Annotated in this window: 27 protein-coding genes and 1 tRNA gene; 16 read left to right on the forward strand and 12 right to left on the reverse strand. The window is 63.4% G+C overall.

The genetic code is table 11. The features are described 5' to 3' along the window. Window positions 1-7 precede the first annotated feature (7 nt). The 9 genes from B2V17_RS16265 to dmeF all read left to right on the forward strand — a co-directional run bounded on the left by B2V17_RS16265 (window position 8) and on the right by dmeF (window position 11,115). Entirely contained in the window at window positions 8-307 is a 300-nt protein-coding gene (locus tag B2V17_RS16265) for a zf-TFIIB domain-containing protein (protein WP_292999544.1), read from the forward strand. A 275-nt stretch (window positions 308-582) separates the two neighbouring features. Then, window positions 583-2,511, forward strand: coding sequence for a heavy metal translocating P-type ATPase (locus B2V17_RS16270; protein ID WP_292999546.1), 1,929 nt, complete (start codon window positions 583-585; stop codon window positions 2,509-2,511). Between the two features lie 2 nt (window positions 2,512-2,513). After that, window positions 2,514-3,440 carry a cation diffusion facilitator family transporter gene (locus tag B2V17_RS16275; protein WP_292999548.1) on the forward strand — a complete coding sequence of 309 codons (927 nt, stop codon included), beginning with the start codon at window positions 2,514-2,516 and terminating at the stop codon, window positions 3,438-3,440. Window positions 3,441-3,621: 181 nt separating this feature from the next. Beyond that, window positions 3,622-4,074, forward strand: a complete 453-nt coding sequence (locus B2V17_RS16280; protein ID WP_292999550.1) for a hypothetical protein — start codon at window positions 3,622-3,624, stop codon at window positions 4,072-4,074. A gap of 66 nt (window positions 4,075-4,140) precedes the next feature. Further along, window positions 4,141-5,376 carry a TolC family protein gene (locus B2V17_RS16285; RefSeq protein WP_292999552.1) on the forward strand — a complete coding sequence of 412 codons (1,236 nt, stop codon included), beginning with the start codon at window positions 4,141-4,143 and terminating at the stop codon, window positions 5,374-5,376. Continuing rightward, entirely contained in the window at window positions 5,373-6,611 is a 1,239-nt protein-coding gene (locus B2V17_RS16290; RefSeq protein WP_292999554.1) for an efflux RND transporter periplasmic adaptor subunit, read from the forward strand. Before B2V17_RS16285 ends, B2V17_RS16290 begins: the two co-directional genes overlap by 4 nt. Window positions 6,612-6,628: 17 nt before the next feature. Further along, window positions 6,629-9,769 (forward strand): efflux RND transporter permease subunit, encoded by a 3,141-nt coding sequence (locus B2V17_RS16295; RefSeq protein WP_292999556.1) that lies wholly within the window; start codon window positions 6,629-6,631, stop codon window positions 9,767-9,769. Window positions 9,770-9,838: 69 nt separating this feature from the next. Further along, window positions 9,839-10,114, forward strand: coding sequence for a metal/formaldehyde-sensitive transcriptional repressor (locus B2V17_RS16300; protein ID WP_292999558.1), 276 nt, complete (start codon window positions 9,839-9,841; stop codon window positions 10,112-10,114). 11 nt (window positions 10,115-10,125) lie between these two features. After that, window positions 10,126-11,115: a CDF family Co(II)/Ni(II) efflux transporter DmeF gene (gene dmeF / locus B2V17_RS16305; protein ID WP_292999560.1), complete on the forward strand. Its 990-nt coding sequence runs from the start codon at window positions 10,126-10,128 to the stop codon at window positions 11,113-11,115. Window positions 11,116-11,719: 604 nt separating this feature from the next. On the opposite strand, the gene B2V17_RS16310 is transcribed toward dmeF, so the two are convergent. After that, window positions 11,720-12,118, reverse strand: coding sequence for a DoxX family protein (locus tag B2V17_RS16310; RefSeq protein WP_292999562.1), 399 nt, complete (start codon window positions 12,116-12,118; stop codon window positions 11,720-11,722). 386 nt (window positions 12,119-12,504) lie between these two features. Continuing rightward, a tRNA-Gly gene (locus B2V17_RS16315) sits at window positions 12,505-12,579 on the reverse strand. A gap of 190 nt (window positions 12,580-12,769) precedes the next feature. Between B2V17_RS16315 and B2V17_RS16320 the strand changes: the two genes are divergently transcribed. Both B2V17_RS16320 and B2V17_RS16325 read left to right on the forward strand, forming a co-directional pair. Beyond that, entirely contained in the window at window positions 12,770-13,663 is an 894-nt protein-coding gene (locus B2V17_RS16320; protein WP_292999648.1) for a tetratricopeptide repeat protein, read from the forward strand. 15 nt (window positions 13,664-13,678) lie between these two features. Next, complete coding sequence (locus tag B2V17_RS16325; protein WP_292999564.1) at window positions 13,679-14,284, forward strand: LON peptidase substrate-binding domain-containing protein; 606 nt, start codon at window positions 13,679-13,681, stop codon at window positions 14,282-14,284. 23 nt (window positions 14,285-14,307) lie between these two features. Here the strand turns inward: B2V17_RS16325 and B2V17_RS16330 are convergent, their stop codons facing one another. The 8 genes from B2V17_RS16330 to B2V17_RS16365 form a co-directional block, all read right to left on the reverse strand. After that, window positions 14,308-14,487 carry a hypothetical protein gene (locus B2V17_RS16330; protein ID WP_292999566.1) on the reverse strand — a complete coding sequence of 60 codons (180 nt, stop codon included), beginning with the start codon at window positions 14,485-14,487 and terminating at the stop codon, window positions 14,308-14,310. Between the two features lie 143 nt (window positions 14,488-14,630). Further along, window positions 14,631-15,263 (reverse strand): MarC family protein, encoded by a 633-nt coding sequence (locus B2V17_RS16335; protein ID WP_292999568.1) that lies wholly within the window; start codon window positions 15,261-15,263, stop codon window positions 14,631-14,633. Window positions 15,264-15,265: 2 nt separating this feature from the next. Further along, the gene (locus B2V17_RS16340) at window positions 15,266-15,964 is read right to left on the reverse strand and encodes a hypothetical protein (RefSeq protein WP_292999570.1); all 699 of its coding nucleotides are present in this window, start codon (window positions 15,962-15,964) and stop codon (window positions 15,266-15,268) included. A 45-nt stretch (window positions 15,965-16,009) separates the two neighbouring features. Next, entirely contained in the window at window positions 16,010-16,906 is an 897-nt protein-coding gene (folD, locus tag B2V17_RS16345; RefSeq protein WP_292999572.1) for a bifunctional methylenetetrahydrofolate dehydrogenase/methenyltetrahydrofolate cyclohydrolase FolD, read from the reverse strand. Then, window positions 16,907-17,197 (reverse strand): YggT family protein, encoded by a 291-nt coding sequence (locus tag B2V17_RS16350; protein WP_324475779.1) that lies wholly within the window; start codon window positions 17,195-17,197, stop codon window positions 16,907-16,909. A 355-nt stretch (window positions 17,198-17,552) separates the two neighbouring features. Continuing rightward, on the reverse strand, window positions 17,553-18,059 hold the full coding sequence (locus B2V17_RS16355; RefSeq protein ID WP_292999574.1) for a hypothetical protein: 507 nt from the start codon (window positions 18,057-18,059) through the stop codon (window positions 17,553-17,555). 85 nt (window positions 18,060-18,144) lie between these two features. Next, the gene (gene argB / locus B2V17_RS16360; protein ID WP_292999576.1) at window positions 18,145-19,041 is read right to left on the reverse strand and encodes an acetylglutamate kinase; all 897 of its coding nucleotides are present in this window, start codon (window positions 19,039-19,041) and stop codon (window positions 18,145-18,147) included. A gap of 241 nt (window positions 19,042-19,282) precedes the next feature. After that, window positions 19,283-19,942: a queuosine precursor transporter gene (locus B2V17_RS16365; RefSeq protein WP_292999578.1), complete on the reverse strand. Its 660-nt coding sequence runs from the start codon at window positions 19,940-19,942 to the stop codon at window positions 19,283-19,285. Window positions 19,943-20,085: 143 nt separating this feature from the next. Here B2V17_RS16365 and B2V17_RS16370 point away from each other — a divergent pair, with 143 nt between their 5' ends. From B2V17_RS16370 to B2V17_RS16385, 4 genes are all read left to right on the forward strand, one after another. After that, on the forward strand, window positions 20,086-21,315 hold the full coding sequence (locus B2V17_RS16370) for a NupC/NupG family nucleoside CNT transporter (RefSeq protein WP_292999580.1): 1,230 nt from the start codon (window positions 20,086-20,088) through the stop codon (window positions 21,313-21,315). 73 nt (window positions 21,316-21,388) lie between these two features. Beyond that, window positions 21,389-21,775, forward strand: a complete 387-nt coding sequence (locus B2V17_RS16375; RefSeq protein ID WP_292999582.1) for a thermonuclease family protein — start codon at window positions 21,389-21,391, stop codon at window positions 21,773-21,775. A 21-nt stretch (window positions 21,776-21,796) separates the two neighbouring features. After that, on the forward strand, window positions 21,797-22,357 hold the full coding sequence (locus B2V17_RS16380) for a hypothetical protein (RefSeq protein ID WP_292999584.1): 561 nt from the start codon (window positions 21,797-21,799) through the stop codon (window positions 22,355-22,357). Between the two features lie 87 nt (window positions 22,358-22,444). After that, window positions 22,445-22,747: a putative quinol monooxygenase gene (locus B2V17_RS16385; protein WP_292999586.1), complete on the forward strand. Its 303-nt coding sequence runs from the start codon at window positions 22,445-22,447 to the stop codon at window positions 22,745-22,747. 1 nt (window position 22,748) lies between these two features. Here the strand turns inward: B2V17_RS16385 and B2V17_RS16390 are convergent, their stop codons facing one another. Next, entirely contained in the window at window positions 22,749-23,504 is a 756-nt protein-coding gene (locus B2V17_RS16390) for a molybdopterin-dependent oxidoreductase (protein WP_292999588.1), read from the reverse strand. Then, window positions 23,501-24,265 carry a cytochrome b/b6 domain-containing protein gene (locus B2V17_RS16395; protein ID WP_292999590.1) on the reverse strand — a complete coding sequence of 255 codons (765 nt, stop codon included), beginning with the start codon at window positions 24,263-24,265 and terminating at the stop codon, window positions 23,501-23,503. The genes B2V17_RS16390 and B2V17_RS16395 overlap by 4 nt, the downstream gene beginning before the upstream one ends. A 165-nt stretch (window positions 24,266-24,430) precedes the next feature. On the opposite strand from B2V17_RS16395, the gene B2V17_RS16400 reads away from it, so the two are divergent. Beyond that, window positions 24,431-25,303, forward strand: a complete 873-nt coding sequence (locus B2V17_RS16400; protein ID WP_292999592.1) for a DMT family transporter — start codon at window positions 24,431-24,433, stop codon at window positions 25,301-25,303. Window positions 25,304-25,347 lie beyond the last annotated feature (44 nt).

The raw sequence follows: 25,347 nt of genomic DNA on the forward strand, positions 1-25,347 counted from the left end.
ACGCGACATGAATCAGCCCACAGCTTCGCAACAAGGCATGCTCTGCCCAGCGTGCCGCTTGCCCCTGTCCATGTCGGAGCGACAAGGTGTCGAAATCGACTTTTGTCCCCAATGTCGCGGTGTCTGGCTTGATCGGGGAGAGCTCGACAAGATCATCGAGCGATCGGAACGCGCTGCACCGCAAAGATCGGAGCCTGATGCCGGAGTTCGGCCCGAAGCGCAGCCACGCGGCCATGGCGATTCCTATCGCTCCAGCCACCACGGGCAAAAGCGCCGCAAGAGTTTTCTTGCAGAATTATTCGATTGATCGAGTGGGCCGAAATTCAGCGAAAGGGAAGGCAATGACGGCATCTCTCATCATGGAACCGACAGTGCTTGCATCGACTCGGGCGGTTACCGCCGAAGACTTAGGGTCATGCTATGGTTTTCGGGTCGATGGTCCGCTGGAGCCGTCAAACTCCATGAAGCGGGCAGTTTCCGGCCGACGGACGTTTCCGAAGTCGATTGCCGCCAGACCTCGCCGCAGCGCCCAGGTCACCCAAACCCGGCGCGCCGAACAGCGCCTGACCGCGGAGCCAGATAATGGATAAGGCTGTCGATAGGCACCGCGAAACGGGGGATCGCGGCACAGGCGATACTTCGGGGCATTCCGCGAGTGATCGCGAGGGGCGCGTCACCTTTGTGCTCGCCTGCATTTGTGCCGCGCTCGCATATGGCATTGCCTGGGTCTTTCCCGCGCATACGCGCCTGACTTTCGCGATCGGAGCGATCGTCTCGGTCTTGCCCTTTGCTCGCAAGGCGTTCGCCAAGGCACGGACTGGCTCGCCATTCAGCATCGAAACGCTGGTCACCATCGCGGTCATCGGCGCGCTTCCTATCGATGCCGGTGCCGAGGCCGTGGTTGTCGTTGCCCTGTTCTCGCTTGGCGAACTGCTCGAAGGCTTCGCTGCGGCCCGCGCACGCTCGGGACTGACGGCGCTCGCCAAACTGTTGCCTGCGACCGCAATAATCGAGCGCGATGGCATGCGGGTGGAAGTGCCGGTGGTCACGTTGACGGTTGGCACGACTGTCTTGGTCGCAGGTGGCGATCGCATTCCAGCCGACGGCACGATCGTCAATGGACGCTCCGATTTGAACGAAGCGGCCATAACCGGAGAGTCGCGTCCGGTCGCAAAGAGCGCGGGCGACCCGGTCTTCGCCGGGAGTATCAACGGCGACGGAACTCTGGGGATCGCAGTAACCAGAGATGCATCGAACAGCGTGGTTGCCCGCATTGCCAAGCTGGTCGAGGAAGCACAGGAAAGTACCGCGCCAACCGCCAGGTTCATCGATCGCTTCAGCGCCTACTACACTCCGATTGCCATAGCCACTGCCGGTTTGATTGCCTTGCTGCCGCCGTTGGTTGCTGGCGGTGACTGGGCCGTATGGCTCTATCGGGCTCTGACCGTTCTGCTCATCGCCTGTCCGTGCGCGCTCGTCCTGTCCACCCCGGCGGCTATCGCGACGGGGATCGCGACGGCCGCGCGCCATGGCATATTGATCAAAAGCGGTGCGGCGCTCGAAGCGCTCGCCGGCATCCGTGTGGCGGCATTCGACAAGACCGGCACGATCACCATGGGGCATCCGGTCGTGACAGATGTCTTAGGTGATGTGCTGCCGCTTGCAGCAGCACTGGAAACCGGCCTTGCCCATCCGGTTGCCAGGGCGATTGTTGCCGAAGCGACGAAACGGAGTGTTACGGTTCCCGCCGCATCCGGCGTGATCATCCGCCAGGGCGAAGGCGTTGAAGGAACCGTCGGCACATCGCGTGTCGAGCTTCTCAGCCCGCGCGCGACAGCAGCGCTTGGGGGAGCCCGGGCGGCGAGCATTCAAGAGCTGGAAGAAGAGGGCAAGACAGTCGCGGTACTCGTCGTTGACAATGTGGTTCGGGGCTACATCGCCTGTCGGGACGAACCGCGTGAGGATGCCATTCCATCAATACGCGCGCTTGCCGCCCTTGGCATCAGGACGTTGATGCTGAGCGGTGACAACCAGCGTACCGCCAGCGCTGTCGCCAAGCCGCTCGGCATGGAAGCCTTCGGCGAACTCATGCCGGCCGAAAAACTTGATCGGATCAATCGGCTCAAAGCCGAACAGCCGATCCTGATGGTGGGCGACGGGGTGAACGATGCCCCGGCGCTCGCGTCTGCGACGCTCGGTCTTGCCATGGGTGGCGGGACAGATGTCGCTATCGAGACTGCCGACGTCGGTTTGCTCAAGGATCGGCTGAGCGGCATCCCCGATGCCATTCGTCTGGCAAGAAAAACGCGGCAGACGATCATCATCAACATTGTGATCGCGATTGGTCTCAAGCTGGCCTTCCTGGTGCTCGCAGTCCTGGGCCTGACCAATTTGTGGACCGCCATCCTGGCTGACACCGGTGCCACAATCCTGGTCACGGGCAATGCGCTTCTGCTTTTCTGGACCTTCCAACCGACACCGGCGATTCAAGTCGCTGACAGGAGAGATTGACTATGGGCGAAGCGCATAATCACCGGGATAGTGGCCACGGCACGCCCAGCCACAATCACGCGGCTGGCTCGAATGCGAGGAGCCTCTCGATTGCTCTGGCAATCACCGGCTCGTTCCTCGTTGCCGAACTAGTCGGCTCATTCGTATTCAACAGCCTCGCTCTTCTGTCAGACGCCGCGCATATGTTCACCGACGCCGCCGCGCTTGCGATCGCGCTGGTGGCGATCAAGGTCGGTCAACGCCCAGCAGACAGGCGGCGGACCTATGGCTACAGGCGCTTCGAGATCCTTGCCGCCTCGTTCAATGCGCTCCTCCTGTTTGTTGTTGCTGGCTATGTGCTTTGGGAGGGCATCAATCGCCTAATTGACCCTCAACCCGTTGGCTCGCTCGGAATGCTGGTTGTGGCGTCCTTGGGGTTGCTGGCAAATCTGGTCGCAATGCGCTTGCTCACAGGTGGGAAAGAGAGCAGCCTGAATGTGAAGGGCGCTTACCTTGAAGTGTGGGCCGACATGTTGGGCTCAATTGGCGTGATTGGTGCCGCAGCCCTCATCTACCTGACCAAGGCTAATTGGATCGACCCGATTGTCGCCATCGCCATCGGGCTGTGGGTGCTTCCACGGACCTGGACACTGCTCAAGGACACCACCCACATCCTGTTGCAAGGTGTTCCAAGCTCCATGAACCTTGATGACATCCGTCGGGCAGTGAATGATATTGGCGGGGTCGAGAGTACCCACGACCTTCACGTCTGGTCGGTGGCCGGCGATGATGCCAGCCTGACCGCGCACGTCGTGCTGGCTGCCGGCGCCGAGCCATTTGCAACACGCCACGCTATTGCGGAAATGCTCGAGAAGAAATTTGGCATCCATCATTCGACCATCCAGGCCGAAGCCACTCCCTGCGGCGATGAGGATGCGCTCCATGCTTGAACTTGGCCGCCCCACGTGTTCGAAGGAAGCAGTCTCCAGCGAGTGAGACCCCGAATGCGCCGGAGGGAGCAGCCACGCCGGAGGCGAGGCTCCAGCCCCTTGCCGCGCCTCCGGCGAAAGTCTTGATGTTCCAGGCGTGACATGATGCGCGAGAACAGTCTGCAGTTGGCCGGTACTGTACATGCGATGCGAGATCGGCCTGCGCGGCGCACCGCCGAATGCCACGAATTCATTCTCGACGGGTGTGTCCGAGAGTTTGCTTGCCAAGATAAACGCCCATTGCTACGAGCCCGGCATGCGGGGTCTTGCTCTCAATTTCCTGATGCTGTTTGCGATGCTTTGTACTGGGATACATTCGCCCGCGCAGGCCCACCAGATTCCTGGTGATCTTGACATGGCTGCTCAGCATTCTGACGTGTATCATGCCCATGGCCCCGATGAATCGTCACAAGATGACGGATCGGACAGAACGCAACCGATCGTCGATCATCAACACGCCCCATTGACGATACTGTCCTTTAGCGTCGAGGCCGCGAAGCCGGTCTATCTCGGCGGGGAATCGCGCCGACCGGGCCTGGCGGACCCACTTTTCTCGGTGACCTCAGCCCCGCCAATCGAACCGCCTCTCGCCTGATACGACACTTCGCCCGGTCGGGAACAAAACCGGCCCGTGATTTGATTCGTTTCAGGAGCTTTCCCCATGTCATTGAAATTGCGCGCCGGCCTTCTGGCCGGGTTGGCGCTGTGCTTGCCCGCAGTGGCAAGTGCCGAACCAATCAGCCTCGATGAGGCTGTTCGGCGTGCCGTAGCTGCTTCACCAGCTATGGCCGCCCAGGAGGCTGGCATTCGCTCAGCTAAGGCTGGCCGCACCCAGGCCGAAGTGCGGCCCAATCCTGTGCTCTCCGTGGAAGCCGAGAATGTCGCCGGCACAGGCGCCTACAACGTCCTTCGCCAGGCCCAGACCACGGTCACCTATTCGCAGATAGTCGAGCGGGGCGGGAAGCGCGAAGCTCGGATTGCCTATGCGGAACGCGACATCGCCGTCTCCGAAGCGGCTGCCCGTCTTGCCCGCCTCGATCTGGCGCAGGCGGTGCAGCAGGCTTTCATGGATGTGCAGATCGCCGAGGAAGTCGTCTGGCTCGCCGAAAGGCGGCTCGAGACCGAGCAGGCGATGCGGACTGAGGCCGTGCGCCGGGTCAGAAGCTACCGGGATCCTCTTTTCGTAGAAACCCGCGCGGATGCCCGGGTCAGCCAGGCCCAACTTGCCTTGAATGAGGCACGTGCCCGGCGCGACGCCGCGCGGGCAAGACTCGCCTCGTACTGGGGCGGCCGCGCCGAGGACATCGAAGTGCCGCGCAGAATCGAGCGGCCTGATGATCATAACCACCCACTGGCGGCGGCCGATGCAAGTCTCGCCGATGCCGCGGTCGACCGGGCACAAGCGGCGGTGGTCGTCGAGCAGTCGCGCGGTATCCAGGACTATACGCTGAGCGGAGGGGTTCGGCATCTGCGGGAAAGCGGCGATGTCGCCGTGGTTGCTGGGATATCCATTCCGTTGGGGCGCTTCGACCGCAACAGAGGCAATATCGAGCGCGCCCAAGCTGATCGCCAACATGTTGAACTCCTGGCCGAGGCCTCAAGGCTCGAACGTCTGCGCGAGCTCGCGTCGTTGCGCGCCGAGGCGGAAGCCGCACGGATGCGCGCCGATGGCATCATGCAGGATGTCTATCCCAAGGCCCTGCGCACGCTGCAGCAGGTCCGTGAGGGCTATGCGCGCGGAGGTTTCCGCTTCAGCGACGTTCAGGATGCTGCCGACGCCATCATCGAAGTCCAGTCGCAATGGGTAGAGGCCATGACCCGTTATCGCGACGTCCAGTCCAAGATTGACCGGCTGACCGGGCGCTTCGACGCCGTCATCGGGGAGGAAGCACCATGAAGAAGATCCATATCGCCACCGCTCTCACCGCTTTTGTTCTTGCCGTGCCCCTGGCCGGATGTGGCTCCAATCCGGCGACCGAAGTCGGCAGCGAGGGGGGCGGCGAAGTCGCCAAGGGCCCCAATGGCGGGCGCCTGCTGCGCGATGGCAACTTCTCTGTCGAAGTGGCCATTTTCGAGACGGGGCAAGAGCCGCAGTTTCGTGTCTTCCCGAGCCGGGAGGGCGAGCCGGTCGATCCGAAAACCGTCCAGCTGACCATGACGCTCAAGCGCCTTGGTGGCGAGGTCAATACCTTCGCCTTCAAGCCTGAAGGCAAGTATCTGGCAGGGCAGGGCGTGGTGACGGAGCCGCACAGCTTCGACGTCGAGGTGGTCGCGCTCGAAAATGGCAAACGCCATGTCTGGAAATATGCCAGCCCCGAGGGACGGACGCGGATCACAGCGGCGGCCGCAAAGGACGGCGGCATAGGGGTGCTGACTGCCGGTCCGGCGACGATCGGCGAGACCCGCGAGCTTTACGGCACGGTTGCGCTTGACCCTTCCGCACGTTCGGAGATCCGTGGGCAGTTCCCGGGCCGGGTCGTCAGCGTCACGAAGGCGGTTGGTGATTATGTCCAGCGCGGCCAGCTTCTTGCGCGCATCGAATCGAGCGAGAGCCTGCAGGTCTACCCGGTCTTTGCCACAGTGAGCGGCGTCGTGGCCGAACGCAACGCCAATCCCGGCGACGTGACCGGTGATCGCCCGCTCTATGTCATTGCCGATCCGGCACGGACCTCGGTCGTGCTTAACATCTTCCCCAAGGACCTGGCGCTGATCCAGCCCGGCATGCGGGTTGAGATCGAAGCCATGGACGGCACCCCTGTCGCCGCAAGCCGGCTGAGCGACTATCTCCCCGAGGGCAATGCGGAAGCAGGCACGGCCCTTGTGAGGGCCATGGTTCCCAACCGCGCCGGTCGTCTGCGCGCGGGTATGGCCCTGCGCGGGAAGGTCACGGTCAATGCCGTTACCGTGCCGCTGGCCGTTCGCACCGAGGCGATCCAGTCGTTCCGTGACTTCAAAGTCGTCTTTGCCAACTACGGCGAAGACTATGAGGTTCGCATGTTGGAGTTGGGGCGGTCTACGCCTGAATGGACCGAGGTCCTGGGCGGCCTCAAACCAGGCACGCCCTATGTCGCCAAGGGTTCCTTCCTCATTCGCGCCGACATCGAAAAGTCGGGCGCGAGCCACGACCATTGAGCGGGAGGAACCAGACAATGTTGCCCCGTATCATCGGATTTTCGATCCGTCAGCGCTGGTTCGTGCTGGCAGTGGTCGCCCTGCTTTGTGCTGCCGGAATTTGGAGCGCGACAAAGCTTCCCATCGACGCTGTGCCGGACATCACCAATGTCCAGGTCCAGATCAATACGGAGGCCGAGGGCTATTCCCCGCTCGAATCCGAGCGACGCGTCACTTTCCCGATCGAAACGGCCATCGCGGGAATTCCGGGGCTGTCCTACACCCGGTCGATCTCGCGCTATGGCCTGAGCCAGGTCACCGTGGTGTTCGAGGACGGCACCGACATCTATTTCGCCCGGCAACAGGTCAACGAGCGACTTCAGTCGGTCCGGTCGCAATTGCCTGCGGGTATCGAGCCCCAGATGGGACCGATCGCGACAGGGCTTGGCGAGATCTTCATGTTCGCCGTCGTCCCGAAACCGGGTGCAACCAAACCGGATGGCGGCCCATGGACCGCGACCGACCTCAGAACCCTGTCCGACTGGGTGGTGAGACCGCAAATGCGCACCATACCCGGCGTCGCCGAGGTCAACACGATCGGCGGCTATGAAAAGCAGTATCATGTGACCCCCAATGCCACGCAGCTGGCGGCCATGAACCTGTCGCTGACCGATCTGGTCGAGGCGCTCGAACGCAACAACGCCAACCGCGGCGCCGGCTATGTCGAGCGCGGCGGCGAGCAGATTCTCATCCGCGTGCCGGGGCAGGCATCAAACGAAACCGATCTCTCCCAGATCATCGTTGCCACCCGCGGCGGGGTGCCGATCCGGATCGGCGATGTGGCGGAGGTCGTGATCGGTTCCGAATTGCGAACCGGTGCGGCGACCGAAAACGGCAAGGAGATCGTGCTCGGAACGATCTTCATGCGCACCGGCGAAAACCCGCGGATCATCGCCCAGGCGGCAGCCGAGAAGCTGAAGCAGGCAACAGCATCCCTACCCGAAGGAGTCGTAGCTCACCCGCTCTATGACCGGACCGAGCTCGTCGACCGGACCATTGCGACAGTCGAGAAGAACCTCGCCGAGGGCGCATTGCTCGTGATCGTCGTGCTGTTCTTGCTGCTCGGAAACATTCGCGCCGCTTTGATCACCGCGGCGGTTATTCCGGTCGCCATGCTGATGACGCTGTCGGGCATGCTCGCAACCCGCACCTCGGCCAACCTGATGAGTCTGGGGGCGCTCGACTTCGGCCTGATCGTCGATGGGGCCGTCATCATCGTCGAGAACTGTCTGCGCCGCCTGGGCGAAGCGCAGCACCGCATGGGGCGCCTGCTCGACCGCGACGAGCGTTTTGGCCTGGTGGCCAAGGCCAGCGCCGAAGTTATCCGACCCTCCATCTTCGGGATTATCATCATCACGGCGGTCTACTTGCCGATCTTCGCCCTCGAAGGGATCGAGGGCAAGACCTTTCACCCGATGGCCTTTACGGTGGTAGTGGCGCTGACGGCCGCGCTGATCCTCTCGCTCACACTGGTGCCCGCGGCGGTTGCCCTTTTCGTCACCGGCAAGGTCGAGGAAAAGGAAAACCGGGTCATGCGCTGGATCGGTGCACGTTACGCACCGATGCTCGACAAGGCCTTCGCGATGCCCAAGCGCTTCGTCGCCGTCGCGATTCTTCTCGTTGCCGTAAGCGGCTTCGGGGCAACCCGGCTGGGATCGGAATTCATTCCGAACCTCGAGGAAGGCGATATCGCCATGCACGCGCTGCGTATTCCGGGCACGAGCCTCAGCCAGGCGATCCAGATGCAGGAGGCGCTGGAGAAACGCATTCGACAATTCCCCGAGGTAGAGCGGGTATTCGCCAAGATCGGTACCGCCGATGTGGCGACGGACCCAATGCCGCCCTCGGTCGCCGACAATTTCATCATGCTCAAGGACCGCAAGGATTGGCCGGACCCGCGCAAGCCGCGCGACCAACTGGTGGCCGAACTGAAAGCAGCCGTCTCCCAGATACCCGGCAACAATTACGAGTTCACCCAGCCCGTCCAGATGCGGATGAACGAACTGATTGCCGGAGTTCGCGCCGATGTCGCAATCAAGCTTTACGGAGACGATCTCGAGCAGCTGCTGAAGAGCGGCGACGCGATCAGCAATGTCGCTGCCTCCATTCCCGGAGCAGAGGACGTCAAGCTCGAGCAGATTACCGGCCTGCCGATGCTTTCGGTCACGCCCCGGCGCGACATGCTCGCGCGCTACGGGGTGAGCATGGCCGACGTGCAGGATGCGGTTGCAACCGCGACCGGAGGAGCCAAGGCTGGCGAGATCTATGAAGGCGATCGCCGCTTTGCCGTGATCGTCCGCCTGCCTGAAGCTACCCGAACCGATCTGGCGGCGCTCGGCAACCTGCCGATCCGTCTCGCGTCGAGCGGGACGGTTCCGCTGTCTGAGCTGGCGGACATCTCGCTCGAAGCCGGGCCCAACCAGATCAGCCGCGAGAATGGCAAACGGCGGGCGGTGATTACCGCCAACGTGCGCGGCCGCGACCTTGGTTCCTTCGTTACCGAACTTCGTCAGAAGGTCGGGGAGGAGGTCAAGCTGCCTGACGGGTACTACGTCGAGTATGGTGGCACGTTCGAGCAGTTGCAGTCTGCCAAGACCCGTCTGGCGATCGTCGTGCCGCTGGTTCTTCTGCTGATCTTCGGACTGCTGTTCACCCTGTTCGGATCGGTGAAGGACGCCGGGATCGTCTTCTCCGGCGTCCCGCTTGCCCTGACCGGCGGCGTAGCAGCCCTGGCCTTGCGGGGGATTCCGCTGTCGATCTCGGCGGGTATTGGCTTCATCGCCCTTTCGGGCGTGGCAGTGCTCAATGGCGTGGTGATGCTCTCGTTCATCAAGGACCTGCGCGAGCGCGGCGCCGACTTGCTCGACGCGATCCGAGAAGGTGCGATCACCCGCCTCCGCCCCGTGATGATGACGGCCCTCGTCGCGTCGCTCGGATTTGTTCCGATGGCACTCAATGTCGGAGCAGGCTCGGAAGTCCAGCGCCCGCTCGCCACCGTGGTGATCGGCGGGATCATCTCTTCGACCATCCTGACACTGCTGGTGCTGCCCGCGCTTTACCTGCTGGTCCATCGGCAGAAGGACCCACGAATAGCGCAACAGGACAAGGCGGTGGCATGATGGTCATGAGCCCCCCCCGGAGAATGTGACCTTGCCCTCTGACACGTTTATAGGATAGGGGGGTATGCTATGGCACATATCAAGGCGAACAAGGATCCGTTACTTGCCCGCGTAAGGCGGATCGCCGGGCAGGTCGGCGCCATCGAAAAAGCGATCGTGCGCGATGCCGACTGCGGCACGGTGCTGCATCAGGTCGCCGGGGTACGCGGCGCGCTTGGCGGATTGCTCGACGAACTGGTGGCCGATCACGTTCGCCAGCATCTGGCATCGCCTGGGCTGACCGATGAGGAGCGGACGCAGGCGGCTGAGGATTTGATAGCGGCGATCCGCCGCTACGCGAAATAGGACCAGACCCGATGTCTCTCGATTCCGAGCTTGACGAACTGACCCACGGCCATGTTTTCCTTGGCGATACCCATGATGAAAGCGCGCGCCGGACCTTGTGGGTCGTTCTGCTGACCGCCGGTATGATGCTGGTCGAGATAGTGGCCGGCATGGCATTCAACTCGATGGCACTGCTGGCCGATGGCGTTCACATGGCCACCCACGCCGGAGCGCTTGGGATCGCGGCTCTCGCCTATTCCTACGCGAAGAAGCACGCGAACAGCAGCCATTATTCCTTCGGCACCGGCAAGGTCGGAGACCTTGCCGGATTTGCATCGGCCATTGTTCTGGGAATAGTGGCGGTCGGTATCGCGGTTGAGTGCTTTCAGCGATTGATGGAACCGCGGCCGGTCGCGTTCTTTGAGGCTACGATCATTGCGGTCGTGGGTCTTCTGGTAAACCTTGTGAGCGCGTTCCTCCTCGGCGGGGGTCATGGTCTCGGCCAAGGGCACAGTCATTCGCACCACGTGCACCACCACGACGAGGGTCATAACCACGAAAAGGGACAGCCCGAACACGACAATAATCTGCGCTCGGCATACTTGCACGTCTTGGCAGATGCGCTGACATCGGTGCTGGCAATCGCAGCCCTGCTCGGTGGCCGGTTTCTTGGCTGGTCTTGGCTCGATCCGCTAATGGGTCTCGTTGGAGCGGTTGTGATCGCGGCCTGGTCATGGTCCCTCATTCGCGACACCGCCAACGTCCTTCTGGATGGCCATGAACCTGCGCTCGACCGGGAAATCCGCGAGTTGGTCGAGGGTCCCGGTGATGCGCGGATTACCGATCTCCATGTCTGGCGCGTCGGCCCGGGCGCGCATGCCGCAATCGTGGGCGTGACGGGCCCTGGTCGGGAGGCTGTGCGACTTCGATTGGCACCGGTCCACGAAATTGCACATCTCACCATCGAGGCGAACGAACGCAATGGGGACCTGCAGAACCGAGGCGTGGCCGAAATTAAATGATTGGCTGCCATTGTTCGGCAGCGCGGTGGGAACGCATGCCGAGACCGCTCACGCGTGGCTCCCTTCAAGGTCAACCATCCTCGCGAGAGCGGAGATGTGCGAATGAGATTGCAATCTCGGCGCCAGTTCCTTCAGCAGGCATGTCGGCCAACCCAGAACTATCTCCACATCAACCGAACGTCACACCTCACTGTCGAATGGACCTCTATGTAGATTTCGCCCTCGGCCGAAGCTCATCGCTGCCCGAAATTGTGAAAGGAAAGCGCAACAGTGCCAGGCTCCTTACCCGCAACCGACTATTCCAATGCTGTGAGCACCGTCCTGACGTGCCGCACAAGCTTTGCCTGGTTACTCGCCACTCCCCCCGTGCGGTCGAGCGGTTGTGCACAGGACATTACCCTGGACGCGTCAATTTGGCCTATCTGCTTTTGGTCGAGCGCCAAGCAACGGAAGCCGACACTAGCCGAGACCCGAGCGCGAGCAGCAGCACTATAGGCCGACGCAAAGCTCCAAATCGGTTCCCATGAATTGTGACCCGAATGTGGGCACCGGAATAGGGATCGACGCCTCTGGGCCTCGTTGGTTCATTCCGGCGGGAACGGCCCTATCCCGTTTGACCGTCCAGCGCATGAGCACCTGGACCGCGAGCCCAGAAATACAGAAGTGCCCCAAGGATCGCCACATTCTTGAACAGCGGTCCAATGTGCGAGGTGTCGGGAACAACATGAATTGCAATGGTGACCGGCACCAGGGTTGCAAACAAAACAAGCGCTGAAATCCGCGTCATCCAACCGATTGCAAGCGTCGCACCGCAAACTACGAACGCCGCACCTGAAAGCCAGAGCAGCAGGGAGGGGTCCCCAATGCCCCTAACGAACTCGCGCCATGGGGATTCGCCGATCCGCTTGAGCATTACTTCATGCTGGCGGAAGTGACCAAGCCCGCCAACAATGAAAATCAAACTCGTCAGAACCCGAAAAGCTGGATCAACAAGTGAAGCCACTTGATCGCTAGGCCTCAGCCAATTGTCCAAACGTCGCAACATCTTGTATTCCCTCTCAACCCTCGGCGCAGTCAGTAGCTGAGGAGCTTCGAAGACTGGTATTGCAGTTTCACCCAACCTTATCAATCGCTCGATTGGTACTGGCTGGCTGCCTATCCCAAAGGTCGAGGGCCTGTAGGGAAGTTCAAAATCAAGGCGCTCCGCCGGCAGCAATCGCCCACGGATGTTGCTAGATGATAGGGCAGGTGCTGTGTCTACAGCTTGTCGCACCAAAGGAACGGTCTGTCGCGCTTACAGTGTGCTTACATACCCTCCTCGGAGCACGAGTGTAAGCGGCGCAAAGCGCCATCTAGGCCTAGCAAGCATGTATAAATGTTTGAAAAACTTGGAGCGGGCGAAGGGATTCGAACCCTCGACCCCAACCTTGGCAAGGTTGTGCTCTACCCCTGAGCTACGCCCGCTCGAACGTTTGCGGCCCTTGCGTTTTTAGCGCCCCGGGCCGGGGTGAGGCGCGCGGTTAGCACCGGCCCTGCGGCTTGCCAAGGGGAAAATTGCCGCGACGCGCAAGGAAACGATTATCCCTTCACAAATGGCGACAAAGGCCCACATTGGGGCCGAATTGGCGCAGATGGAGTGGATTACGTGGCAAGCATGGGGCTGAACCTGGAAGAACAGAAGGCGGTTGACCGGTTCCGCAAGGCGGTGGTTGAGCCTTCGATGGAAAGCCTCGTCATCCTCGATTTCTGGGCCGAATGGTGCGGGCCGTGCAAGGCCCTGACCCCGGTGCTGGAAAAGGTCGCGGCCGACTATGCCGACAAGGGCGTGGTCCTGGCCAAGGTCAACGTCGACGAGGAAGCCTTTATCGCCGGGCAGTTTCAGGTCCGCTCGATCCCGACGGTCTATGCGATCTTCCAGGGCCAGCCGGTCGCCGATCTGACTCAGGCGCGGGGCGAATCGCAACTCAAGGCCATGTTGGACCAGCTTCTGGCCAAGCTGCCAATCAGGGGCGGCGCGGCGCCGGCGCAGGATATCGCCCCGCTGCTGGCGATGGGTGAGGAAGTGCTGGCCGGCGGCGATGCCGAGCGGGCCGCCTCGATCTTTTCCCAGATCGTCGAGATCGACCAGACCAGCGGCGCCGCCTTTGGCGGACTGGTCCGGGCGATGGCCGCGCTGGGCGAGGTCGAGCAGGCCGATGCGATCCTGGCAGCCCTGCCGGCCGAACTGGCCGGCGACGCAGAAGTGACCCGGGCCCGGACACTGCTCGAACTCGCCCGCAACCGGCCCGAGGACAGCGAGCTCGCCGCGCTGAAGGCAGCGGCGACACCGGACAATCCGGAAGGCCAGCTGGCCTATGCCGAAGCCGCCTTTGCCGCCGGCGACCGCGATGCCGCCGCAGAAACGCTGCTGGCGATGATCGCTGCGGACCGCGAATGGAACGAAGGCGCGGCCAAGGCCAAGCTGCTGCAGATGTTCGAGGCCGTCGGACTGGAAGATCCGTGGGTGGCCGGCCAGCGCCGCCGGCTATCGCTGATCCTGTTCGGATAAGGCGGCCGCATCCTGATGCGCATTTCGATCTTCCCGCTGCCCGGCGCGATCCTGTTTCCCGGATTGCAGCTGCCGCTGCACATCTTCGAGCCGCGCTACCGCGCGCTGGTCAAGGATGCGCTGGCGCGCGATCGGCGGATCGGGATGATCCAGCCGCAGCGCGCCGAGGAAGGCGCGCCGCTTTACCAGATCGGCTGCCTCGGCAAGATCGGCGAGGTCGAGGCGCTGGACGATGGCCGCTTCAATCTGGTGCTCGAAGGCGAAGCCCGGTTCAAGCTGATCCGCGAGCTGGATGCCGCCACCCCGTTCCGCCAGATCGAAGGCGAGCTGCTCGACGAGCAGGACTATCCGGCGCTGTCCCCGGTCGAACGCGCCGGGTTCGAGCGTGAGGCGCGGCGCTTTGCCGACATGCAGGGTTATGCGGTCGATTGGGAAGCCGTGACCCGGCTCGACGACGAATCGCTTATCGACGGGACCAGCCAGATTGTTCCGTTCGACATCGCCTCCAAGCAGGCGCTGCTTGAAGCGCCGAACCTGACCGCGCGGTGCGAGCTGCTGGTGCAGCTGATGCAGTTCTTCGGTCGGCGAGACAGCGACGATCCGAGGGTTACGCTGCAATAGCGCAATACCCTCGTCAGCCGGACCTATTCCTCGACCGGGGCTTCGTCGACCGGCTGGCCTTCCTCGGGCGCGAAACCTTCGACCATTTTGCACGATTTCTTGTCGCCTGCGTCACAGGCGCCGACCAGACAGTCCTTGGTGACTTCACCGCGGGTGCCGGTGCCGAGGCCCTTGTTTTCCTCGATGCAGCGCTCGGCAGTCATCGGCGCATCGCTGGCGGTTTGAGACGGGCTTGGATTGGCCTTGGCCGCTGCGGCATCGCCGGTTTCGGTTGGAGCGGGCGCGGCGGTTTCGCCGCCAGATCAGGCCGCCAGCAGGATCGCCGCAGCAAGAGGAATTGCACGCATCATACCAGCACAGCCTTTATCCCATCGATGACATATTGCGCGGCCAGCGCGGCGAGCAGCACGCCGAGCAGGCGGGTGATCACTGCCTCGACCCGGGTCCCGAGCAAGCGCATCAGCGGACCTGCCGCCGCCAGCGCGGCGAGGGTCAGCAGCAGCACTGCACCCATTGCAGAAAGCACGACCAGCGTCTGCTCGGTCCCCTGCGCGCGCGATGTCAGCAGCATGATCGTCGCGATCGATCCCGGCCCGGCGATCATCGGCATCGCCATCGGGAAGACCGAAACGTCATCGACCTCCGGGGTCTGGGCGTTTTCGGCACGGACCTTCTCGGCCCGCTCCTCGCGCCGCTGGGTGCGCTTTTCAAAGACCATGTCCATCGCGATCACGAACAGCATGATCCCGCCGGCGATCCGGAACGAGTTGAGCTCGATATGCAGCGCGCCCAGCAGGTCTTCACCAAACAGCGCGAAGATCAGCAGGATTATTGTGGCAATGATCGTGGCCCGCACCGCCATGCCGACCGCCTGACGGTTGCTGGCACCCTTGACCAGCCCGGCATAGATCGGAGCACAGCCCGGCGGGTCGATCACCACAAACAGGGTGACGAAGGCAGAAAGGAACAGCTCCCACATGGCTATTTGGCCGGGGCTTCCACTTGCACGTCCTGCACGGTCACCCGCTGCCCATCGACCTGCATCGCCACGGTAAAGCGGCGCGCGCCATCGGGCTGGACCACCGCTTCCCAGCCCATCGTGCCGTCAAGCGATTGACCAATGCGGCGCACCGGATCGAGCGGCGCAAGCTTGCCCTTGAAGTCTTTTGCCTTGGGCGCACGGCCGCGATAGCCCGGCGGGCAATCGGCCACTTTGGAGACGATCATGTCGGGCGGATCGAGCGGCATCGGCAAGGCATCGCCCTGATCGAGCACCCATTTGTAGCGGCCGTTCTTCTGCTTTTGCCACACCGTGGTGAACCAGCCGCTGGTCCCGTCGGGGCGCTGCCAGGCCCCGCGGGTGACTGCCAGCGATCCGTCACAGCTCGACCAGACCTGATGCGGCTGCCAGGTTACCGGCTTGGGTGGGTTTGGTTTGTCCTTCAGGAATTCCTGCGCATAGACCATCTGCGGCACGAACATCACCGCGTCCTTGGTCGCGGTTTCGCGAAAGGCGGTCCACTGCCCCTTTTCCTGGGCCAGCCGGGCAAAGGCCAGTTCCTCCGCCACAACAGCGCCAGGATTGGCATGGCCGGCGGTGCCGTCGTTGCGGCGGTCCTGCGACAGGGCGGGCGTGGAGGCGAGCGCGAACGCCAGCCCCCCGAGAATCAAGCGCTTCATGCCCGCCAATCTAGCGCCCCCGTGCTCCGGTGGCGAGTCGATTGGTCAGAGCGCCCCGTCAGCCAGCGCGACACCGGCGTTGCGGTGCGCCGCGACCAGCGCATTGCGCAGCAATACGGCGATGGTCATTGGCCCGACTCCGCCCGGAACCGGCGTGACCGCAGCGGCGACTTCCATCGCCCCGGCATAGTCGACATCGCCGACCAGCCGCCCCTTGGCGGCACCCTCGGCGGGCGGAAGGCGGTTGATCCCGACGTCGATCACCGTCGCGCCCGGCTTGATCCAGTCGCCCTTGACCATCTCCGGCCGGCCGACCGCGGCGACCACGATATCGGCGCGGCGCACCACATCGGCCAGATCCTTGGTCCGGCTGTGTGCGATCGTCACCGTGCAGCTTTCGGCCAGCAGCAGCTGCGCCATCGGCTTGCCGACCAGGATCGAGCGACCGATCACAACGGCTTCCAGCCCCGAAAGGCTGCCGAGGCGATCCTTCAGCAGCATCAGGCTGCCCAGCGGGGTACACGGGACCAGACCCGGCAGACCCAGCGCGAGTCGCCCCGAACTGAGCGGGGTGAGGCCATCGACATCCTTTTCAGGGCTGATCCGCTCTACCACGGCCTGCTCGTCGAGATGCCCCGGCAGTTGCAGCTGGACCAGGATGCCGTCGACCGTGGGATCGGCGTTGAGCTGGTCGATCAGTGCCATCAGCACCTCCTGCGAGGTGTCAGCCGGCAGCTTGTGCTCGAAGCTGGCCATGCCGCATTCGACCGTCTGCTTGGCCTTGGAAGCGACATAGACCTGGCTGGCCGGATCCTCGCCGACCAGCACCACGGCCAGGCCAGCCTTGCGCCCGGCGCTCTGTTCGAACGTAGCGGCAAAATCGGCAATGCGGGCGCGCAGGCCCGCGGCAAAGGCTTTTCCGTCGATAATCGCGGCAGTCATTTACATCCCCTGGCTAGCGGCTTGGATCAGGAGCCGCTCTAGTATTGTCAGGCCGAAGATCAGGACCATCGGCGAAAGATCGATCGGGCGGGTATCGGGCATGATCCGCTGGATCGGCCGCAGGACCGGATCGAGCAGCATATTGCATGTGCGATAGATCGCCCCGGCGATCTCGTTGTGCGGATTGACTACGTTGAAGGCGAACAGCAGGCTGACCACGAACTGGACGATCACCAGGGCGATGACGAGCTGCACGAGGAGCGAAATCACGCTGATCAGGACCAATAGCACAGATATATCCTCTTCCGGTTGGTGCGGCGCTGATAGCCAAGGCCATGCAGCGGAGCAACCGGAGCTTCTCCCATCAATCTTTTTGTATGAATTGCTTACATTCTTGGCAGGCGAAAGATGATTAAGCCGCGCCTGCTTGTCGCCCACCTCGGTCCCATTCTCCCACTATACCCCGTCACCCTGAACTTGTTTCAGGGTCCATTGGGCCGGTTATCCAAAGCGCCGTGTCGCGCGCCAACCGCGCGGACAGCTTGCGATTCCAGGCAATAGTCTGAGCTGAGCAATGGACCCTGAAACAAGTTCAGGGTGACGATCATAGAATGTCGATCACGAAGTTGGCCCGTCTTGGCAGACTTTAGCGCGACAGATCCAGCCGCTCGATATGCCAGCGCAGCTGCGCCGGGCTTGCTCCCGGGACGTCGTTGACACGGCGAACGACGATATCACCCGATAACGCTCCGTTCGGGCCTGAGACGGTCACCGGCACTTCGTAGTACAGCGAGCCGGCCGCGCCTTCGACCTGTCCGTCGCCGAGCGAAACGGAGAGCTTGCCCAGTGGTCCGAAGCGTTCGGCATGCTGGGCGGAGGACATCGTCCCGCGCTCACCCCAATGCGCGGCGGCGCGGTCGAAATCGCCCCGTTCGACAGCCCGGGCCCATTCGATCAGCACGTTGCGCGCGCCCTTCTCTCCCTTCGCGGCCTCGGGTGTCGGCACCGGAGTCGTCATCGGAGGGAAGCTGCCAGGATCGGGCAGCGCGGTCGCGGGTGGGAGCGGTTCGCTGGCCTGGGACGGCAAGGTCGAGTCAGTCGCGTCCAGCGGAGGATTGCCGCCCTGCTGACCCGGTCGATCACAGCCGGACACTCCGGCCAGGAGGATTGCGGTGAGAAGGAAATTGCCAATGCGCATCGTTACAAGAACCACCGCGCCTGCAGCGGGTTCCCTGGCCTCAGGCCCGGATCAGCGTACCGGCCCCGCGCGAGGTGAAGATTTCGAGCAGCATGGCGTGCGGCACCCGCCCGTCGAGCACGACCGCCGCCTCGCACCCGGCCTCGACCGCGTGGATGCAGGTCTCCAGCTTGGGAATCATCCCGCCGCTGATCGTGCCGTCCTGTTGGAGCTTTTCGATGTCGGCGGGGCGAAGGTCGGTCAGCAGCTGCTTGTCCTTGTTCAGCACCCCGGCAACGTCGGTCAGCAGGAACAGCCGCGCCGCACCCAGCGCTGCGGCGATCGCCCCGGCCATGGTATCGGCGTTGATATTGTAGGTCTCGCCATCCTCGCCCACCGCGATCGGGGCGATCACCGGGATCATCCCGGCATCGGAGATGGTCTTGATCACCGAGGTATCGACGGTCTTGGGTTCACCGACGAAGCCGAGATCAACAACCTGTTCGATATTGCTGCCCGGATCCTTGGTGGTGCGCTGAACCTTGCTGGCCGTAACCAGCCCGCCGTCCTTGCCCGAAATCCCGATCGCCTTGCCGCCCGCACCGGCGATCCAGCGGACGATCTCCTTGTTGATCGCGCCCGACAGGACCATCTCGGCGACTTCGGCGGTGGCCTTGTCGGTTACCCGCAGGCCATCGACAAACTTGCTTTCGACCCCGAGCTTCTTGAGCATCGCGCCGATCTGCGGCCCGCCGCCATGGACCACCACCGGATTGATCCCGACCGCTTTGAGCAGCACGACATCCTCGGCAAAGTCATGCGCCAGATCGGGATCGCCCATCGCGTGGCCGCCATATTTTACCACGAAAGTCTGTCCCGCATAGCGCTGGAGATAGGGCAGCGCCTCGACCAGCGTTTCGGCCTTGGCGAGCATCGCGGGATCGTGGTTGTGCGGCATAGTGAGCGCGCTTTAGCCCGGTTTGGCGGGATTTGAAGCGCTTTCGTGCATCGGGGCAAATCCGCGCTGTCCTACATGCCGCGCGCGGCTTACCCTCGCCGGAATGAGCCGACCTTCCCCGAAAGATCTCAGGTCCGATCAGGCCGGAATCGGAAGTTTACACCCGATTTCGAATTTACCGCGCCATGTCAGTAGCTTGGAACGATTATCCGGCCGTTTGAACCGGTGTTCGCTGTCAGGTTCAGGGCTGCGGCCGGTCAAGCCAGCGCCCGAGCTTGACGAAGACCACGATCAGCGGCGGAACCATGATGGTGGAAAGCACCAGCTTGGAAATGATCTGGCCTTCCATGATCTGCCCCAGCGGCATGTCCTGCCCGTAAAAGCTGATCGTGATGAACAGGATCGTGTCGACGATCTGGCTGAGCAGGCTGGCCACCCAGGCCCGCAGCACCAGCGCCTTGCCCTGCCCCCCGGCGATCCGGCTGAACAGGTAGACGTTGAGCGTCTGCGAAGTGCCATAGGAAATAAGCCCGGCGAACTGCATCCGCACGCCCTGGCCGAGCAGTTTGGCGAAAGCATCCTGATCGCTCCAGAACGAGGCCGGTGGGACCACCCGGATCACCAAGGTCAGCATCACCATCGAGACGATCAGCGGCACGAAGCCGAACCGGACCAGCTGATTGGCGCGGTCCTGCCCGTAGAGTTCGGCCACCGCGCTGGAAATAATCACCAGGAACAGGAAAGCGAAGATCCCGCTTTCCACCGCGAGATCACCCAGCACCGGCCAGTGCCCAAGCGAGGCGAGCTTCACCCCCATCACCCCGGCGAGGACGCACAGCCCGCCGTACAGCAGCGAATAGACGAAGAGCGAACGCGGGAAGGCGGCGGACTGGTTCTGCATCGGCCAAGGCTTAACGCGGTGAACGGGCAAGTAAATGCCCTGCGGGCGATCCTCCCACAGCTTGCTGAAGCGCCGGATTTGACTGTCGGGCAAAGCCCGCTACCAATCCGGCAACTGCAATTCCCCGGGGGACGCACCACACCATGCCGCACCTGATGAGCCTTTTCGGGATCGCTCTGATCCTTGCCGTCGCCTTTCTGCTTTCGTCGGACCGCAAGGCGATTCGCCCGCGCGTGGTCGGCGCGGCCTTTGCCTTGCAGGCCGGATTCGCCGCGCTGGTGCTCTATGTGCCGTGGGGCAACCGGGTGCTGCAAGCGATAGCCGGCGGGGTTTCCGCGTTGCTCGGCTATGCCCACGCGGGAACCGAATTCATCTTCGGGCCGCTGGCCAAGCCCGAAATCGGCGGCAATTCGTTCGCCATCGCCGCGCTGCCGGTGATCATCTTCTTCGCCGCGCTGATCTCGGTTCTCTATTACATTGGCCTGATGCAGCTGATCATCCGTTGGGTCGGCGGCGCGCTGGAAAAGATCACCGGGGTCAGCAAGGTTGAAAGCCTCTCTGCTGCGGCCAACATCTTCGTCGGCCAGTCGGAAAGCCCGCTGGTGATCCGGCCCTATCTCGCCGCGCTGACCCCCAGCCAGCTGTTCTGCCTGATGAGCGTCGGCATGGCCGGCGTCGCGGGCACGATCCTGGCGGCCTATGCCTCGATGGGCATCCGGATCGACTATCTGGTCGCCGCCGCCTTCATGTCGGCACCGGGCGGCATCCTGATGGCCAAGATCATCATGCCCGATCCCAAGGGCGAAGCCTTGGTGGAGCCTGGCGAGATCAAGATCCCCGACGAGGAAGAACGCCCCGCCAACGTGATTATGGCCGCCGCCCAAGGCGCCCAGACCGGGGTCAAGCTGGCGGTGATGGTCGGCGCGATGGTGCTGGCCTTTGTCGCGCTGGTCGCGCTGGCCAATGGCATACTCGGCGGGATCGGCGGCTGGTTCGGCAATCCGCAGCTCTCGTTCCAGCTGATCCTTGGCTATGTCTTCGCCCCGGTGTTCTACCTGCTGGGCGCGCCGAGCTGGAGCGAAGCGATGTCGGCCGGCGGATTTTTCGGCACCAAAGTGGTGCTCAACGAATTCGTCGCCTTCATCGATCTCGGCGCGGCGCAGGGCTTGTCGGAAAAGACCATCGGCATCGTCACCTTTGCGCTGTGCGGTTTTGCCAACTTCAGCTCGATCGCGATCCAGATGGCGGTAACCGGCGGCCTCGCCCCCAACCAGCGCCCGCTGATCGCCCGGCTGGGGCTCAAGGCATTGGCCGCGGGCAGCCTCTCGAATCTGATGAGCGCCGCGCTGGCCGGGCTGTTCCTCAGCCTCTAAGCCTCCGGAATCGAGGGAAACTGCGTGGTTTCACGGATGGCCGGAGACCGGCGGCACCGGCCATGCCTGGCGCATGGCCCTCTCGCTGCTCACCCTCGCCGCCGCCTTCACGCTCTGCGCCGAAGGCCCTCGGACCAATTGTGTTGTCGATGGCGATACCCTGTGGGTCAATGGCGAGAAGGTCCGCCTCGCCGATATCAACGCCCCTGAAACCGATCAGGCAGGGTGTCCCGCCGAACGCGCGCTGGGCGAACAGGCCAAGCGGCGTCTGCTTGTCCTGGTCAACGCCGGCCCCTTTGCACTCGAAGCGGAAGGCCGCGCCACCGACCGCTATGGCCGCGCGCTGCGGGTAGCCCGACGCGGTGGCCGCTCGCTGGGTGAACAGCTGGTCCGCGAAGGACTGGCCGAACCCTGGCGGGGCAGGCGCAGCGACTGGTGCGTGCTGCTTGCCGCGCGGTGATCGAAGCCTTACCGCCGGGCCATGGCCTGGCCCCGCCGCACCCAAGGATATGGACGCATCCTGCCGACGCACCGCTGGCAAGGGCGCTCGCGCTGGGCCGCGTTCTGGGCCGCGCTGAAGTGGTGGCTGGGCGCCGCGCTGCTGGTCACCGCGGCGTGGTACTTTCTCTCCGCCCCGCCCGCGCCCGAACCGCCGCAGGCCGATAGCGAGCGGATCGCGGCGCGCTTCGTGGTCTGCGGCCAGGGCGGCTCCAATGCCTGCGCACCCGATGGCGACACGATCATTCTGGGCACGCGCCATATCCGCATCATTGGAATCGACGCGCCCGAACTGCATCCGCCGCGCTGCCCGGCCGAGCAGGCCCAGGGAGAAGCGGCCCGCGCCGCACTGATCGCCCTGCTCAATCAGGGCCCGTTCTTCCTGACCGGACCCGATCCCGCCGCCCGCGACGAATATGGCCGCGAATTGCACAATCTGGTCCGGGCTCGCCCCGACGGCACGGTCCAGTCGATCGCCGATGATCTGGTCGCCGCGAAAGTGGTCCGACCCTACTTGCGCGGCCCCCGCGTTCCGTGGTGTTAAACGCATGTTGTTGACGGTCTCAGCTTTCGCTGAGACAGTGCAACACCGGCCGGATGGCCTGTCCGCACCAAACAAAGGGAGAGGGATATGCTGCTCATCGAAGGCTGGCTCAAACTGGGCGCAGGCGAGTTCGAAAAGGTCCGTGAACAAGGCATCGCCATGGTCAAGGCGACCAACGAAGAAGCCGGCTGCCTGCACTATTCCTTCGCGCAGGACATTTCCGACCCTGACCTGATCCGGATTTCCGAACGCTGGGAAAGCCAGGAAGCGCTCGCAGCTCACAGCGCTAGCGCGCACATGGCCGAATTCAACAAGGCGATGGGCAGCGTCAAGCGCGAGGGCGCCGACCTGTGGCTCTATTCGGCGGAGCAAGTCCGCAAGCTGATGTAGCTCAGATTCCGGCGTACCACTGGTAGCCGCGGTGATCCTCCCAATAGCCGCCCTTGCCGCCGTATAGGCCGGCGAGGGTAGCGCGCAGTTCGATCCGCATCACGAACTTGGCCTGTTTGTAGCCAAGCTGGCGTTCGACCCGCAGCCGGACCGGGGCACCGTGGCCTTCGCTGAGCGGGGCATCGTTCATCCGCCAGGCAAGGATCGTCTGAGGGTGGAACGCGTCGATCAGGTCGATCGATTCATAGTACGGCTTGCCGTCAAAAGCGTCGGCGCAGTGGAACACCGCAAAGCGCGCTTCGGGCAGTAAACCGGCCGCGGCGAGAATCGGACCCAATTGCGGCCCCTGCCACTTCCCGATCGCGCTCCAGCCCTCCACGCAATCGTGCCGGGTGATTTGGGTGCGCTGGGGCAGGCCCTTCAGCGCATCGAGGCCAAGCGCCAGCGGACGCTGGACCAGCCCGTCAACCCGCAACGTCCAGCCTGCAAAGCCGCTGGCGAGCGCGCGGCGATAGGCAGTGTCCTCGACTTTGGAATTGCCGTTGACCCGGAAACTGGGCGACATCTCACGCTCGGTAAATTCCCGCGCCAGGGCATCGCCCATCAGCAGCCGCTGCGCGCGCATGGTCAATCCTTCGGCGCTGGCCAGACTATCGCGAAAGCCGGAACTGGCATTAAGCCGGTCGCACCCGCCGAGCAGCAGCCCGCCAGCTCCGGCCGCGCCCATCCCGATCAGCTTGCGGCGCGATAGCGTCATGCCCGGTCCTCCCGCTCGGCGGGCAAGCGGTACCAGCCGGTGATCATCGAGCGCAGTTCGTTGACGGGTCCGGCCAGAACCACCATCGCAATGTGGATCAGGAAGAATCCGACCAGGGCAAAGGCGCAGAGGAAGTGCAGCGACCGCGCCGATTGCCGCCCGCCCAGCAAGTCCAACAGCCACGGCCAGGCCGCATCCATCGCCGGCGACATGCCCAGCCCGGTCAGCACGATTCCCGGGAGCAGCACCAGCAGGACAGCGCTGTAAGCCAGCTTCTGCAACACGTTATAGCGCAGCGCGGCGGCTCCGGTAGGAAAGCGCAGCCGCGCATGCTCGCGCAGATCGTGCCACAAGTGGCGCGGAGCGAGTTCAGCCGGGAGCGGGGCAATCTCGCGGCGCAGCCTCCCGCTCAGCAGCGTCCAGAGCAGATAAACGAGCAGCGCCGCCAGCAGCAGCCAGGCGAAAGCCAGATGCCACAGCCGCGCATCGGCCAGGCTGTAGGCCGACGGGATCGTCACCGCGCCGGGAAAGGGAATGCCGTCGTTCACCTTTTCGAGATCGAGCCAGGCCGGATCGGAATTGGCCCCGTAGTGGCCCCAGTACAGCCGGGGATGAGCGTTGAAGATCATCAGCCCGCTCATCAGCATGACGGTGACGACCACGGCGTTGAACCAGTGCCAGACCCTGGTCAGCCAGCCATGGCGGCGGACGAGATCGCCGCCGCGCGGGGAACCATTCGTTCCGTGTGACTGCTCGGCCATCCCCGTCCTCCGCTACGCACCCTGCCTATTGCCAGACGAAGTTCGGCGCAACTGCGCGATTGGTTACACCGCGTTGCCGCCTCTTGCGCCGTCCATGCCCCTACCTTACCCGGACCTTTGGGGAGAACCAGCGTGCCATCCGGCCAGCCAAGCAAGCACCACCACATGATGCCGTTCCTGGCGGTTGCCGCCGGGATCGCCAGCTTTTCGGTGATGGACGCGCTGATGAAAGGCGCCAGCCTGGAAGTCGGTGCCTACAACGCGATGCTGTGGCGTTCGCTGCTGGGGGCCGCCTTGATGGTTCCGCTGTGGCGACTTTCGGGCGGAGTCTGGCCGCAGCGCGAAGCTCTGCGGCTTCATGGGCTGCGCGGTCTGAACGGCGCGATCATGGCCACGATGTTCTTCTATGGCCTCAAGTTTCTGCCCCTGGCCGAAGGCATGGCGATCAGTTTCATCGCTCCGCTGATTGCTCTTTATCTGGCAGCCGTATTGCTGGGCGAAAAGATCGAGAGCCGGGCGATCTTCGCCTCGGTGCTGGGCCTGGCCGGCGTAGCGGTTATCGCCGGTGCCCGCCTGAGCGAGGGCGGTTACAGCAGCCAGGCCGCCTGGGGGATCGCCGCGATCCTTGGTTCGGCCGTGCTCTATGCCTGGAACCTGATTCTCCAGCGCCAGCAGGCGAAACTCGCCGCGCCGATCGAGGTCGCCACCTTTCAGGCGCTGTTCGCCTCACTGTTTCTGGGCCTGCTGGCTCCGTGGCTGGCGGTGCAGCCCTCAACAGCGGTGCAGGGCTATGTCAGCGGATCGGCGGTGCTGGCGGCGATTTCGCTGATGATGATTTCCTGGGGATATGGCCGCGAAGAAACCCAGGTGCTGCTGCCCTTGGAATACAGCGCCTTTGTCTGGGCCGCCTTGTTCGGCTGGCTGATTTTCGACGAAGCCTTGACCCTCCCCACCATCGCGGGTGCGGTGCTGATCGTGATCGGCTGCTGGATCGCGGCGAAACGGCAACCCGTCCATACCGAACAGACCGTACTTTAGTCTAATCCGGACCTTCCGCCCCTTGACCTGAACCCGTTTCGCGC

The organism is Novosphingobium sp. UBA6272, assembly GCF_002440635.1.
Lineage (GTDB): Bacteria > Pseudomonadota > Alphaproteobacteria > Sphingomonadales > Sphingomonadaceae > Novosphingobium.

Excerpts from the sequence above, each read along its gene's own strand:
- B2V17_RS16400 (WP_292999592.1), top strand. The coding sequence starts at position 24,431 with ATGATGCCGTTCCTGGCGGTTGCCGCCGGGATCGCCAGCTTTTCGGTG.
- B2V17_RS16375 (WP_292999582.1), top strand. The coding sequence starts at position 21,389 with ATGGCCCTCTCGCTGCTCACCCTCGCCGCCGCCTTCACGCTCTGCGCC.
- B2V17_RS16320 (WP_292999648.1), top strand. The coding sequence starts at position 12,770 with ATGGGGCTGAACCTGGAAGAACAGAAGGCGGTTGACCGGTTCCGCAAG.
- argB (WP_292999576.1), bottom strand. The coding sequence starts at position 19,041 with ATGCCGCACAACCACGATCCCGCGATGCTCGCCAAGGCCGAAACGCTG.
- B2V17_RS16330 (WP_292999566.1), bottom strand. The coding sequence starts at position 14,487 with ATGACTGCCGAGCGCTGCATCGAGGAAAACAAGGGCCTCGGCACCGGC.
- B2V17_RS16370 (WP_292999580.1), top strand. The coding sequence starts at position 20,086 with ATGCCGCACCTGATGAGCCTTTTCGGGATCGCTCTGATCCTTGCCGTC.
- B2V17_RS16265 (WP_292999544.1), top strand. The coding sequence starts at position 8 with ATGAATCAGCCCACAGCTTCGCAACAAGGCATGCTCTGCCCAGCGTGC.
- B2V17_RS16290 (WP_292999554.1), top strand. The coding sequence starts at position 5,373 with ATGAAGAAGATCCATATCGCCACCGCTCTCACCGCTTTTGTTCTTGCC.
- B2V17_RS16390 (WP_292999588.1), bottom strand. The coding sequence starts at position 23,504 with ATGACGCTATCGCGCCGCAAGCTGATCGGGATGGGCGCGGCCGGAGCT.
- B2V17_RS16325 (WP_292999564.1), top strand. The coding sequence starts at position 13,679 with ATGCGCATTTCGATCTTCCCGCTGCCCGGCGCGATCCTGTTTCCCGGA.
- dmeF (WP_292999560.1), top strand. The coding sequence starts at position 10,126 with ATGTCTCTCGATTCCGAGCTTGACGAACTGACCCACGGCCATGTTTTC.
- B2V17_RS16385 (WP_292999586.1), top strand. The coding sequence starts at position 22,445 with ATGCTGCTCATCGAAGGCTGGCTCAAACTGGGCGCAGGCGAGTTCGAA.
- B2V17_RS16395 (WP_292999590.1), bottom strand. The coding sequence starts at position 24,265 with ATGGCCGAGCAGTCACACGGAACGAATGGTTCCCCGCGCGGCGGCGAT.
- B2V17_RS16335 (WP_292999568.1), bottom strand. The coding sequence starts at position 15,263 with ATGTGGGAGCTGTTCCTTTCTGCCTTCGTCACCCTGTTTGTGGTGATC.
- B2V17_RS16380 (WP_292999584.1), top strand. The coding sequence starts at position 21,797 with ATGGCCTGGCCCCGCCGCACCCAAGGATATGGACGCATCCTGCCGACG.
- folD (WP_292999572.1), bottom strand. The coding sequence starts at position 16,906 with ATGACTGCCGCGATTATCGACGGAAAAGCCTTTGCCGCGGGCCTGCGC.
- B2V17_RS16280 (WP_292999550.1), top strand. The coding sequence starts at position 3,622 with ATGCGATGCGAGATCGGCCTGCGCGGCGCACCGCCGAATGCCACGAAT.
- B2V17_RS16300 (WP_292999558.1), top strand. The coding sequence starts at position 9,839 with ATGGCACATATCAAGGCGAACAAGGATCCGTTACTTGCCCGCGTAAGG.
- B2V17_RS16340 (WP_292999570.1), bottom strand. The coding sequence starts at position 15,964 with ATGAAGCGCTTGATTCTCGGGGGGCTGGCGTTCGCGCTCGCCTCCACG.
- B2V17_RS16275 (WP_292999548.1), top strand. The coding sequence starts at position 2,514 with ATGGGCGAAGCGCATAATCACCGGGATAGTGGCCACGGCACGCCCAGC.
- B2V17_RS16285 (WP_292999552.1), top strand. The coding sequence starts at position 4,141 with ATGTCATTGAAATTGCGCGCCGGCCTTCTGGCCGGGTTGGCGCTGTGC.
- B2V17_RS16270 (WP_292999546.1), top strand. The coding sequence starts at position 583 with ATGGATAAGGCTGTCGATAGGCACCGCGAAACGGGGGATCGCGGCACA.
- B2V17_RS16365 (WP_292999578.1), bottom strand. The coding sequence starts at position 19,942 with ATGCAGAACCAGTCCGCCGCCTTCCCGCGTTCGCTCTTCGTCTATTCG.
- B2V17_RS16295 (WP_292999556.1), top strand. The coding sequence starts at position 6,629 with ATGTTGCCCCGTATCATCGGATTTTCGATCCGTCAGCGCTGGTTCGTG.